Origin of the sequence: Brucella cytisi (assembly GCF_038433355.1) — a bacterium.
In the GTDB taxonomy this organism is placed as follows: Bacteria; Pseudomonadota; Alphaproteobacteria; order Rhizobiales; family Rhizobiaceae; genus Brucella; species Brucella cytisi.
Genome location: NZ_JBCAUP010000002.1, coordinates 348,206 through 360,409, shown reverse-complemented (window position 1 = coordinate 360,409; position 12,204 = coordinate 348,206). Strand labels below are relative to the sequence as shown.

The following is a 12,204-nucleotide window of genomic DNA, read 5'->3' as shown; positions in this document are numbered from 1 at the left end:
TCGATGCAAACAAAATGCGGCTCCTTGAGCCGCATTTTTATTTCGTGGACACCTAGACGGAAATTTTATCATTCATCTTCCATTCAATCGCCAGCGCCTATTTTCAATGAGGCGGGAGTGCTGACTATGGAGGATGTAACGATGTCAGTCAGAAGCGGCCTAACTGCTCTTCTTGTTTTCGGTGGTGTCATGTCTTTTTCGGCGCCGTCATCCGCTTTGCCAATGCCACAACCCACGAATACGTATGATGCTGGTAGTCTTGCGGAGCAGGTCGGGTGGCGGTGTGGGCCTGGCTGGCACATGAATCGCTATGGACGCTGTGTTCCCAATCGGGCCAGAGCACGTTGCGCCCGTGGCTGGCACTTGAACAGAAATGGCGTTTGTGTGCGAAACCGCCCTGTCCATAAGGTCTGCGCTCGCGGATATCATCTGACACCGCGTGGCTATTGCGTACGCAACTGGTAGTGTGCGTTTTCCTCCCGAAATTGCGACACGACTTCGGGAGGAGGGCCCGACGGATCAAGATGGATCTAATTGTGCCCGAGGGCACTGCAACTATGGACTAGCGTACCTCAAGCACTTCCCCGGTGCGACGATCAATGACTACACGCATATCGTTGTCTCGACGGTCTATTCCTCGGACAATATACGCGCCTCTGCGTCGTGAAATGCTTTCGACTTCATCCATTCCCTCGCTACGTGCAATCCTCGCAGCCCGACGTTCGCTGATTTCATCCCGTTCGGAACGACGATCAGGAATAACCCGGCGGTCGCTGTCCGGGTTGACTTGAATACCATTAGGACCGATCTCAATACTTTGGGCCTGTGCGGGAACGGCTGAAACAAAAGCCGACATAATCACCATCGCCGCTGCCATTGCCGAAAATTTGTACATGGCACCTATCCATTGTTAGTTTCGCACCCGCCGTCGAAATGAACGAAATGGATCGATGCCGGTTCCCGTTCCGGTGGTCAACTCTCCTAACACGCTGAACATCCTGTGATTATGCCCATGTCGATCCGACCGTCGGTCAAAACGATCTAGTATTTATAGGAAGACATTATCGTTATGCGGGCGCTGATCCCAATTGGCCAACTGGCAGAACTGAATCTGGAAACCTGCATAGAGCGTCTTGAAACTGAAAATGGTGATGTGTGCGATCAAAATGATGCGCATCGAATCTACATTGCAGAATAAAACTGATTTGAGGTCGCAGGTGACGATAAAAATATCAACTAACTTATGTAATTGTAATCACTGCATAAAAGTCAATTCAAAGGCGATGTGCTGGTGCCCCCAGAGAGACTCGAACTCCCGACCCCCTGATTACAAATCAGAATAAAGTGGCGGTAACTCGGGGTTTTCGGTGAATATGCGCCATTCATGCGCCATCGATAGGATTGGAGAATATCGCATCGGCTATTTTGTTCATGGCTGCTGCATGATCGTCGCTTGGGAATAAATGTCCGTATCTGGACATCGTGACCGCCAATGTCGAATGTCCGGCGAAGGTCTGTATTGTCTTAGGTTGAAGGCCAGCTTCGATCCAGGTCGAGATCGCGAAATGACGAAGTGCATGCCAGCCAAATGGCTTGAAAGGCTTGTCATCTTCCTGCGCCTTTTTGATCGCTTTTTCTTTGGCGCGCTTGAACGACCGATTTACGAAATTGTGGTGATCGATGAATTTTCCCTTCTCATTAGGGAAGACAAGATCGCCATCGCTGCTGAATTTTGATTTTAATTTCCAGGCCAGCAGCTCGGTTATGATCGCCTTGGCGATTGGAACTTCGCGTGTGCCGGATTCAGATTTGGTCACATCCACATTTCCATACACATCGACCCGTGAGTCGATGGTTAACTGCCCGCCCTTCAGATCAAGGTGTGACCAGCGCAAAGCCCATTGCTCGCTTGCCCGCAGCCCTGTCGCAGCTGCGAAGCGAATTTTCAAAGCGGTATCGGCATCAGCCACAGCAAGCAGTGTCGCTAGATCGGCTTTCGAGGGCGGCACAATCTTTTTCGACCCTTCGTCCCGCCGCCCGATGACCTGGACACCCTTCGCAGGGTTGGTCGCGATCATGTCGTTGTCCGCCGCATACCTCAGTACGCGGGAAAGGGAACCTAGTATACGACGTGTCGTCACTACGCCGACACCGAAGTCGCGAAGTCGATCACGAAATGCATTCACGCTACCAGGGGTCAGTTGCGAGAGCTTCACATCGCCGATACCGCCTTCGAATGATATCGCGCGATCGGGTTCCGGGGCCACGTAGTTGTAAAGCTGCCCCTCCAGATTCTTGAAGTAATGCTCTGTCACGCGTTCGTTACGCTTTTTTCTGCCTCGCATGTATTTGACGTACTCATCGCATGCGTCTTTCACTGTCGTTGTCGCAGCGTCGGCGCGATAGGTTCCAGACTTTACCTGACCTTCCACTTCCACGCGCCTGGCATCAGCATCCCGCTTTTTTGTAAATTGTTCTTTGTGACGCTTACCGGCTTGATCGGTGTACGCGAGAACCCACGCTTCGCGATCTTCGCCCCTGCCGGTTTTCCATTTTCGTTTTGTGATCGTCGCCACATTGACCTCCTGATATCGTGGAGCACATAGCAGGGTGGCGCATGAAAGTAAAATACGAAAATTCTAGTCAATCTTCATTGACAGATCGCACGGAGTCTCTTTCTCTATATTCAGTCGCTGATCGACAGCGCAGAGCCAGACAGGCAGGCCGACCGCCATCAGAACGGGGCCGACGACCAACATCCATATGAGCAATTATTTTTTCGCGTTAACACCCCATTAACGGGATGCGCCGCGAGGCATGTTAATTTCGCGTCGTTACCTGTTGTTCACCAACCAAGCTCGAGGAGACCATGGAAGTCACAAGCGATAACGATAATGACCGCGACCTGCTTATGGGCGCGGACGCAATTGCCAAATTTCTTGGCATCACCCGCCGTCAGACCTACCGACTAATCTATGACGGGCTCATGCCGTCATTCAAACTTGGCAGGGGTCCAAAGGCCACGGTAGCCGCACGCCGCAGTAGCTTGCGAAACTGGATGGCTGAGCAAGAAGCCCGAGCCGCCTAACCACACCACAACCACAAACCGCATGCGCAACAGCCCGCGCCATGGGCCGACGCGCGCCTGAACACGAGGAGAATTTATGAGCAAAGCAGAAGCTTTTCCCATCGCTTTTGTTCCCTACACCACGGAAGCGCCGACGCCATATCTGCGCTGGAATGCCGGTGAGTTGGAACAGGCGTGGGGCATCACGAGCCATGATCAGCAGGGACGGGAAACAGGATATTGCACCGAGTGGCGGCCGGTGCCGCACCACAGTGAGCCACTCACCTGCGACGATCCAAGCGCGCCGCGATTTCACTAATTACCATCGACCAAACACGAGGAAACAACATGTCCGTAGCAACACTGCGCCTGGCCGCCCATCTCGGCCGAAACTCCATCCATAAGCGGGATGAATGGGCATTCATCATAAACGAAACACTTGTCGATACGATCGGCAAGGAAAAGGTACTGGCCGTTTTTTGCGACTGGCGTTACGACGAAAGCAAATTTCACTTCAACATCGTTCTGGAAAGCCCGGTTTATCGTCGCCAGGAGCGAGGGCAGACGGAACTTGGACGCCTCTGCGAAAGTGTCGGTCTTTGCGGAATTGAAGATTCGACCGAACTGCACGGCAAGGAAGCCGTGATGCGACGCGCTTCGGATGGCGAACTGTTCTTCACGCCACACAACGTCGTTGTCGAGGCCGCATGACATCCGCCACGATCCTGAACATAACCCCGGCGCGCGTTGGCGCTGGGGGAACCAAGTATTTCTTCGACGCTGAATTTCCGAACGGCTTGAAGATTTATCGGATGCGGCTTGCAGAAACGCGCAACGGACTTCGCGTTTTCGGTCCGAAAGACAACTTCGGTTATTCAGTCACGCTCCCCATTTCCCTTGCGGACGAACTTGTCGTTCTCGCAAAACAGGAGGCCGTCGCCCGCTATGGTCGCAGTTAATAATTCAACTTCTGGTCAGACTGACCCCATGCTTGATCTGGCACTAAGCTATATCTCGCACGGCATTCCTGTATTCCCGTGCCGAGCTGGCGACATCGAGTTGGTCGATAAGGCAACCGGCGAAATCACCGTTTTGCCAGCCAAAGCGCCTCTGACCTCAAAAGGTCTGAAAAATGCTACATCGCGAGAGCATATTATTCGCGCCTGGTGGGATAAGGAGCGGCATGGCGGTGCTATGGTTGGAATCCCTACCGGCGAACGCAGCGGCATATTCGTTCTAGATGTCGATATGCATCACACAGCCGACGGGACGCTAATCGACGGGAAGGCCGCTCTGGCTGCACTTGAAGCCGCAAATAGCCCATTACCGAAAACTGCTATGGTGAAAACTGCAGGCGGCGGTCTGCATTATTACTTTAATCACGTCGATGGGGTCCGCAATCGCGGGGCCTTATCCAAAGGGCTCGACGTTCGAGGCGAAGGCGGCTTCGTGATTGCAGCCGGAAGCGTCACGACCGATGGGCGCACTTATGAATGGATCGACCAGGACGGCGAGGGCCTTCCTGCGGTGGAGGATGCTCCGCAATGGCTGCTTGACCTGATCTTGCCGCCACCCGTAACAGTTTCGCCTTCGGATTGGTCATATCAGGCAGACGGGCATGATCGATATGTCATGGCTGCGATGGAAGCTGAGCTTGCCGAACTTGCCAACACGACAGAAGGTCGACGCGGCTTTCAGGTCAATGCAAGCGCATTCTCGCTGGGCCAGCTTGTTGGCGCAGGTGCACTTGAACGGGCCGAAGCCGAGCGCGGACTATTTGATGCGGCGCTCGCAAATGGCGTTGTGGAAAAGGACGGCGAAAAGGAAATTCGGGCGAAAATCCGGCGCGGTCTGGACGCTGGTTACCTAAAGCCGCGACAAATGCCAGCCCCGGCAAATGACAACTATGATGACGGCACGCGCCCTGTCGAAACGTCGAGGTTTATTGCAAAAGCGCGAGCATCAAAGCGCGGACTAGAAGTGAACAACGAAGCGCCATTGCCTGAAACCCATGCCGCGACTGTTGAGCCTGTCGATATATTTGCAGAAGCACAAAGCCCTGCAATGCCGAGTGGTGTTTTCCCGCCAGTCATTGAAAGTTTTGCTGTATCGCGATCCGAACAAATGGGTGTCGATCCCGGTGGCCTCGCGATGGCCGCACTTACCGTGTGCGCCGCTGCCATTCCGGATAATATCACCCTTAAGATGAAGCGCCACGAAAGCTGGAAAGAGGCACCTCGCGTATGGATGATGGCAATTGGTGATCCATCAACCCGCAAATCTCCGCTTATCAAGGCCGCCAGCACTCCATTGTTGGCCATTGAGGCCGAATTGCAGCGCGATCATCGGGACGCAATGCGGGAATGGTTCGGGCTAGATAAGGAGGCGAAGAAAGGCAAATCAGAACCGATCGCTAAACGCGTCGCTACAGAAGATAGCTCGCCTGAAAAGGTCGGAGAAATCCTATCGAATAACGAGGCTGGATTGGCGCTTATCGACGATGAATTGTCTGGGTGGTTCGCTCGCATGGAAAAGTATTCGGGCGCTAAAGGGTCAGGTGCTGATCGTGCTTTTTGGCTCAAGTCGTTTGGCGGTGGTTCTTATTCGGTTGACCGCGTTGGACGAGGTTCGATCTGGATTCCGAATATTTCGATTACACTCCTTGGCGGTATTCAGCCGGACCCACTGCGTAAGATTGCCAAGGATCTAACCGATGACGGTCTCTTGCAGCGAATGTTCTGCATTATGCTGAAATCCGGCGGGGATGATAAAGACGAGCCAGCAGGCATCGATGAAAACGTTTACGCCCACTTGGTGCAGAGTCTTTATCGGCTGCGCACTTCAATGCCGGCAGGTTGGTGTTTCAGGTTTTCTGATGATGCCCAAGAGTTCCGTAATGAGCTGGCAAGCGAACATCGTAAAATGGAACTCTTATGGGCGCGCATTAATAAGCGCCTGGCGACGCATATAGGTAAGTTCGATGGAATGTTCGGGCGCCTCAGTATTCTGCTGCATGTCATCAAGAATATTGATCAAGACCTACCCAAGGAAGTCGATTTAGATACAGCAAGGCAAGCCAAATCGTTATTGCATGATTATTTGCTCAAGCATGCGATAGCGCTTCACTTTAACATTCTTGGCGCGACGGACATGCACGGAGCATTAACCGATGCGGCAGGCTCGATATTGACCAATAAGGATCTGTGCGACGTCGTCTCAGCGAGACTTCTTAACAGGCACGGAACAGCGTTGCTGCGAGGGATGGATTCTGTCGATCTTGAGCGTGTCATGCAACAGCTCGACGCCTACGGCTGGGTTGATCCATTACCGCTTGGCAAAAACGAACGGGCGCCGAAATACCGGGTCAACCCGCTCATCCATGACAGATTTGCTGATCTAGCTGCGAAAATAGCAACTGAGAGGCAAGAGACCCGCGAGGCCATTAAAGCAGCGGCCAAAGGCTAGTTGTCGCTACTTGTCACATTCACGCGTGAGTGAATAATTTTTTTGTCTATCTCTTATCCATTCTGGATGAATTTACGGACATACGCTCACGCGTGAAGGGGACAACATGTGACAAGCATGAATTACCCGACCAGCCACCAACCACTCTACACACCACCGAACACGAGGAGACAACATGAAACACACAGCACGAAATATACGCGCCGCTTTGGCAGGCATACCGATGGAAGATCGTATCGACCTGCACGCCGCCATAGCCATGTGGGTTGATGACAGCAACCGCCCGGCGATCCGCCTACACGATCTGGCCTTGGCTGCGCTGGTCGAAAACAAGCCATTGAAAGACCTGCCATGTGCGGCAAGCTATTCTACTGACCAACAACGCCGAGCTTATGCCACAGCAATCCTGCTGGCAGCGATTTGGCAAATTTCCGATGCATACCAGCGAAAAAGCGAGAACGCCACTGTACGGGCCGCTATGGCCAAACTAGAGGGTGAGTGTAACCGTCTTGCAATTGAGAATAAAGCAGCTTGGCGGGCCGCTAAAATAGAAGTTCCGTTCAGGAAACCTCGCCCTAAAAGCGTAAACTGGATGTTTGAGGCTACCGAACACTAACGGATTTGTTGTTTTTGTTTTAGTTTTTCCATTCTCATATACAAAGCACTGGTTTTGAAGACGTTATTTTGCTTCAGGATTGGTATGGATGGGAAGACTATAATTACAGTGCTATTTTCGTCAAAGAAGGCCTGTTAAAAACGCAGGCCTTTTTCTTATGCCGTATACGCTTTCGCTCGAAATGTGTACTTTTCGGCTATTTATGGTGAGTATAGTAGGTAGGGTCTGCAAGTTTTTCCGTAGCCTGACTGCCGTGTAGGTAGGTATTTCGCAGTCTCATAACCTATTAAAGTGAAGGGCTGTAGGAAACGGGTAAATTTGCCTGTTTCCTAACGCCTGATTGAAATCATTGGTCTTTTATCGCCGACGAAAACAAAACAGCGATTTTAGGAATGTTTTGCGCATTCAAGTCGGCTACAGGTGAGGAAGCATTTCATTCATTCCGCGCCCGCGCCATCCGTCGGGCAGGAGAGTTGTTGAAGCAAATAGATGGACAAGGCAAGCGCACCGATACACTTGCCGAGGGCGACCACGGTAAGTTGACGCAGACCGAAGCGGCGAGGTCAGCAGGGTTGTCAGCCCATCAGCAGCTTCAGGCCATCCGCGTTGCTCAACGATTTCATTCCAAGCCACGTATCAGGGGAAGGTGCACTTGATTGTGCGCCAGCACCCTAATGAGGGGAAGCGCTTATAAGCCATTCCACGCCAAGTCCCCAATGAGGGGAAGACTACATCAAGGCCGCCATGCGCGGCCTTTTTCATTTCAGTGCGGTTACAAGAGCCGCCCCTGTCGGCATTGCTGGTGGGGTCACTATCCCAGCGCCGTTTCTCCTCCGGCTGCTGGTTAGGCGGGTTGAGCCTACAACGTGTTAACAGCACGACGAACGTGGCTCCCCGCCATCTGAATTCATGCGGAGTGGAGAAGTGGTCATCTCGTCTGGCTCATAACCAGAAGATCGTCGGTTCGAATCCGACCTGCCGCAACCAATCGACCTGTTCCAGGGCTTGGCCCGCGAGATCGCCTTTGCGGTCGCAGGTCAACCAATTGCCCGTGTAGCTCAGATGGTAGAGCAGCCGCCTTGTAAGCGGATGGTCCGGGGTTCGATCCCTCGCTAGGGCACCATTTCGAAGGTAGGCATGGCTAGACCTGACCGCCGCAGCACAGAGGCCAGTGCATGGCGCAAGCTCTACAAGACCGCACGCTGGCAACGCTTGCGTGAGCGGCAACTGACTGCTCATCCGTTGTGTGCCTATTGCATGCAGCAAGAGGACGTCACGCCAGCAACGGTGTGTGACCATCGCATTCCCCATAAGGGAGACGAGGCGCTATTCTTCGATCCCGACAACCTCCAAAGCCTCTGCGCACCATGCCATGACCGCATCAAGCAGCGTGAAGAGCTCGGCCAAGATGTCGTTCGGTTCGGACCGGACGGGTGGCCGGTCAATTGAAGTGATACATGAAGAAAAAGCGAAAAAATATTGAAAAATATCACTTTTTTCTCATTATATTCTTGACGACCTTCGACCAATGTGATATCATGGAGGGTCACCCTCCCGACCCCTTTCGGGGGGGGGTGTCGAAAAGTCCAGAGACGCGCCAGCCCCGGACCGGCGGGGACCCACAGCGCACGCATCTGCAATTCAGAATATGGGTCAAATTACCGATTCTGCGTCGTCCTCGTCACTTTCATCTTTATGAAGATCAAGTAGCTGCGATCCGTCTTTGCGCCTTGCTCTGAGAGCGACCAAATAACGATCTCCATAGTCAGTCAGTGACCAATAGCTGCCGCGGTCGTTAACTCCTCGCCGTTTTTGACCAGTCTGAATTAAATTAAGTGCTCTTAACTGGACGATAACATCGTTATACGATGACTTGGAAATGGACGGCTCATAGATTTTGTATTTATTCCAATCAGTATTCGATCGTAGCCAGAATCTGGCGAGTTCGTTTTCGATTGTCCGATCATTGGCTTCATTAATTAAAAAGGGACCAATATTCCGGAATATTTCATCCCAGGTGATTTCAGCTTCCCAACGGTATTTTTTTCTATCTGCGTATCCTGCGCCAGGCCCCTTGGCAGCAAAAAGAATACCCTCAAGTGCAGTAACATCTTTACCGCTAGCTAGTTCATCGCCAGGAATTACTTGAGCAGAATTTTCCTTTAGCTTTGCTTTTAGGTCTATATTTTCTTGGGTTAGGCTATCAATACGCTTCAGCAACTCGACTGGAGATTCACCGTCGTTGCGTATCCAGCCAGGCCTTGGCGTTCGTTTTATTTCTTGTATCAGGCTGCGGGACGCCAAACCTCCAAGTTCGTGTGCGGTGTTCCAATGTCTCACTGGGTGAGCCTTCATGACCTTATTTCGAAAAGCCTCGAGCTTCTTTCGTAGACCCTCAGAACTTTCAGATTTTGAGATTGGGATATCGTCCGGTTTAGCATGGACAAAAGCAAGTATTGGTAGGTTTATCTTTTTTGCGTAGTCATATTCTTTTTCAGTATAGCTTATGCCATCTTCAGTTACAGATCCGTAACGTCCTCCAATTATCAAAATGTAGTAATCACACTCGTCGATAACGCGTTGAATTACGTCCCACTGCGAAATATTTGAAGCTAGGAAAGCTTCCATTCCGGTGGGGATGCAATCGAGTTCCCAAAGCGCCTGAATTACTTCAGCTCGCTCTTCTTTGAGATCGGTGAATGTCGAACTAAGAAATACTTGATATCGCGCCGTGCTAGACAACTTAGAAGCCCCATTTTGATTCACCCCAATCGATCAATATTCTAAGCACTGCCTCTAAGTGAGTAAATCCATGGCAAAGCCGAGAAATCCCCTATCCAAAGCTAAAACGGAGGGTCGCGATAAAATTAACGCCGGCCGGTACAAAAAACGCAAGGAACCGGCAGCGAACGGCCCGCTTGGCGATCCTCCCGTTTGGTTGAAGGATGGCGCTGATATCAAAGCAAAGTCGGCCTGGAAGCTTCTTGCGAAAGAATTGCCCTGGCTGAATGAATCGCACCGCACGCTCGTCGGTATGGCCTCGACGATTCAGGGTCGCATCATGGCTGGGCAGGAGGTTGGAGTGCAGGCGATGAATCTGCTTCGCCAGATGCTTGGCCAGATGGGTGCGACGCCTGCTGACGCGTCCAAGGTGGCGACACCTGACGAATGCGAAGAAAAGGATGATCTGCTTGACTGATATGCCTGCGCTTGAGCGTGTGAGCGCTTATGCGCAAGCTGTCATTGATGGCAGAGAAGTTGCCGGCCCTCACGTTCGCAATGCCTGCCGCCGCCATTTCGACGACCTCGAACATGGCCATGAGCGCGGGCTTTACTGGGACGACGATGCTGCCGATCGCGTGTTTCGCTTTTTTGAAGGACGACTAAAGCTCTCCGAAGGCCAGTTTGAAGGCAAGCCTTTCAAGCTGCATGCCTCACAGGCCTTCAAGCTGGGTTCGCTCTTCGGTTGGAAACGGGCCGATGGTTCGCGCCGCTTTCGCCGTGCCTACATCGAGGAAGGCAAGGGCAACGGCAAGTCACCGTTTGCTGGCGGTGTCGGTTTGTACGGCCTTATTGCCGACAAGGAAGCTGGCGCCCAGATTTATGCGGCTGCTGCCAAGAAAGAACAGGCGGGCATCCTTTTCCAGGACGCCGTCAAAATGGTGCGCGCCGCTCCTGCGCTGGTCGAACGGCTGAAGTTCAGCGGCGGCATCGGACGCGAGTTCAATATCGCGCATCACAAGTCGCAATCGTTCTTTCGTCCGATCTCGAAGGATTCCGGCAAGTCTGGCTCGGGACCGCGTCCGCACTTTGCGCTTTGCGACGAGGTTCACGAACATCCTGACCGATCGACGATGGAAATGCTGGAGCGCGGCTTCAAGTTTCGTCGCCAGCCTCTACTGTTGATGATTACGAACTCAGGCAGTGACCGAAACAGCATTTGCTGGGAAGAGCACGAGCACGCCGTAAAGGTAGCCGCTGGAACGCAGACGCCGGACGAGGATTTCGCTTATGTCGGCGAGGTGATCGACGATACGACGTTTTCCTACGTCTGCGCGCTGGACAAGGGCGACGATCCGCTCAAGGACGAAACCTGCTGGAAGAAGGCTAACCCGCTTCTCGGCGTTATCCTGACGCAGGAATATTTGGCCGGCGTTGTCGCTCAGGCAAAGCAGATGCCAGGCAAGCTGAACGGCATTTTGCGCCTGCATTTCTGCTGCTGGACCGATGCCGACAAGGCATGGATGCCGCGCGAGACCGTCGAAAGTGTAATGGACGATTTCGCCCCCGAAGTCGAACACGCAGACAAGCCGATTTTCATGGGCGTCGACCTGTCCGGCAGCAAGGACATGACCGTGCTTGCGTGCGTTGTGCCGACTGGCTTCAAGGAAATGGAGCGCGAGGACGGGTCTACAGTAAATCTGCCGACGTTTGATGCGTGGGTAGAGGCTTGGACGCCAGCCGATACGCTCGAAGCGCGGGAACAGGCTGACAAGGCGCCGTATGCGCTTTGGGTAAAACAGGGTTGGTTGAATGCTCCGCCCGGCAAGCGAATTCGATATGACTTCGTTGCCTCGCGGGTGCAGCAAATCGATCAAGCCTTCGATATTCAAGCCATCGCCTATGACCGCTACGCCTACGACAAGTTCCGCGAGGAAGTCGAAGCGCTCGGGTTAGACATTGAACATGTCGCACACCCACAGGGCGGCAAGGTTCGGGCGCGGCCTGAGCCTGCAAAGGTAGAAGCGGCGAAAGCAGCTGGCCTGCCACCGCCGCAAGGCTTGTGGATGCCGGGTTCGGTTCTGGCGCTTGAAGACATGATTATCGATGGTCGCATTCGCATGCGGCGCAGTCCGGTGCTCATGACTGCCCTGATGGGCGCAACCTTCGATCATGACCCGCAAGACAATCGGTGGTTCGTCAAGACGAAGGCATCGGTGCGCATCGACGCTGCTGTCGCTCTGGCAATGTCGGTTGGTGTGGCGATGGACGGCGCGGTTACGCCGAAAGAGTCCGTCTATAAGAAGCGCGGCATCCGAATGGCCGGCTAATCGGA

At 53.0% G+C, this 12,204-nt stretch carries 14 protein-coding genes and 2 tRNA genes; 12 read left to right on the top strand and 4 right to left on the bottom strand.

What is annotated here, in order from left to right; translation table 11 throughout:
• Positions 1-3 precede the first annotated feature (3 nt).
• On the top strand, positions 4-465 hold the full coding sequence (locus tag AAE521_RS26725) for a GCG_CRPN prefix-to-repeats domain-containing protein (RefSeq protein WP_374864435.1): 462 nt from the start codon (positions 4-6) through the stop codon (positions 463-465).
• A gap of 97 nt (positions 466-562) precedes the next feature.
• Here the strand turns inward: AAE521_RS26725 and AAE521_RS04030 are convergent, their stop codons facing one another.
• The 3 genes from AAE521_RS04030 to AAE521_RS04020 form a co-directional block, all read right to left on the bottom strand.
• Entirely contained in the window at positions 563-895 is a 333-nt protein-coding gene (locus AAE521_RS04030; RefSeq protein WP_036583967.1) for a PepSY domain-containing protein, read from the bottom strand.
• Positions 896-1,048: 153 nt separating this feature from the next.
• Positions 1,049-1,177, bottom strand: coding sequence for a hypothetical protein (locus tag AAE521_RS04025; RefSeq protein WP_342060537.1), 129 nt, complete (start codon positions 1,175-1,177; stop codon positions 1,049-1,051).
• Between the two features lie 205 nt (positions 1,178-1,382).
• Positions 1,383-2,576, bottom strand: coding sequence for a tyrosine-type recombinase/integrase (locus AAE521_RS04020; RefSeq protein ID WP_342060536.1), 1,194 nt, complete (start codon positions 2,574-2,576; stop codon positions 1,383-1,385).
• Positions 2,577-2,869: 293 nt separating this feature from the next.
• Between AAE521_RS04020 and AAE521_RS04015 the strand changes: the two genes are divergently transcribed.
• The 9 genes from AAE521_RS04015 to AAE521_RS03975 all read left to right on the top strand — a co-directional run bounded on the left by AAE521_RS04015 (position 2,870) and on the right by AAE521_RS03975 (position 8,597).
• Positions 2,870-3,088, top strand: coding sequence for a helix-turn-helix transcriptional regulator (locus AAE521_RS04015; RefSeq protein WP_071633046.1), 219 nt, complete (start codon positions 2,870-2,872; stop codon positions 3,086-3,088).
• 76 nt (positions 3,089-3,164) lie between these two features.
• Positions 3,165-3,386, top strand: coding sequence for a hypothetical protein (locus AAE521_RS04010; RefSeq protein WP_342060535.1), 222 nt, complete (start codon positions 3,165-3,167; stop codon positions 3,384-3,386).
• A gap of 29 nt (positions 3,387-3,415) precedes the next feature.
• Positions 3,416-3,778, top strand: coding sequence for a hypothetical protein (locus AAE521_RS04005; protein WP_342060534.1), 363 nt, complete (start codon positions 3,416-3,418; stop codon positions 3,776-3,778).
• Entirely contained in the window at positions 3,775-4,026 is a 252-nt protein-coding gene (locus tag AAE521_RS04000) for a hypothetical protein (protein ID WP_342060533.1), read from the top strand. The genes AAE521_RS04005 and AAE521_RS04000 overlap by 4 nt, the downstream gene beginning before the upstream one ends.
• Positions 4,013-6,532, top strand: a complete 2,520-nt coding sequence (locus AAE521_RS03995) for a DUF3987 domain-containing protein (RefSeq protein ID WP_342060532.1) — start codon at positions 4,013-4,015, stop codon at positions 6,530-6,532. Before AAE521_RS04000 ends, AAE521_RS03995 begins: the two co-directional genes overlap by 14 nt.
• 175 nt (positions 6,533-6,707) lie before the next feature.
• Complete coding sequence (locus AAE521_RS03990) at positions 6,708-7,148, top strand: hypothetical protein (protein WP_342060531.1); 441 nt, start codon at positions 6,708-6,710, stop codon at positions 7,146-7,148.
• A gap of 910 nt (positions 7,149-8,058) precedes the next feature.
• Positions 8,059-8,135 (top strand) — tRNA-Met (locus AAE521_RS03985).
• 60 nt (positions 8,136-8,195) lie between these two features.
• A tRNA-Thr gene (locus AAE521_RS03980) sits at positions 8,196-8,271 on the top strand.
• Between the two features lie 14 nt (positions 8,272-8,285).
• Positions 8,286-8,597, top strand: coding sequence for an HNH endonuclease (locus tag AAE521_RS03975; RefSeq protein ID WP_342060530.1), 312 nt, complete (start codon positions 8,286-8,288; stop codon positions 8,595-8,597).
• A gap of 204 nt (positions 8,598-8,801) precedes the next feature.
• Here AAE521_RS03975 and AAE521_RS03970 read toward each other — a convergent pair whose 3' ends face one another.
• Entirely contained in the window at positions 8,802-9,890 is a 1,089-nt protein-coding gene (locus AAE521_RS03970) for a DUF4062 domain-containing protein (protein ID WP_342060529.1), read from the bottom strand.
• A 70-nt stretch (positions 9,891-9,960) separates the two neighbouring features.
• On the opposite strand from AAE521_RS03970, the gene AAE521_RS03965 reads away from it, so the two are divergent.
• Both AAE521_RS03965 and AAE521_RS03960 read left to right on the top strand, forming a co-directional pair.
• Entirely contained in the window at positions 9,961-10,347 is a 387-nt protein-coding gene (locus tag AAE521_RS03965; protein WP_342060528.1) for a hypothetical protein, read from the top strand.
• 1 nt (position 10,348) lies between these two features.
• Positions 10,349-12,199 carry a terminase large subunit gene (locus AAE521_RS03960; protein ID WP_342060591.1) on the top strand — a complete coding sequence of 617 codons (1,851 nt, stop codon included), beginning with the start codon at positions 10,349-10,351 and terminating at the stop codon, positions 12,197-12,199.
• The last annotated feature ends 5 nt before the right edge of the window (positions 12,200-12,204 follow it).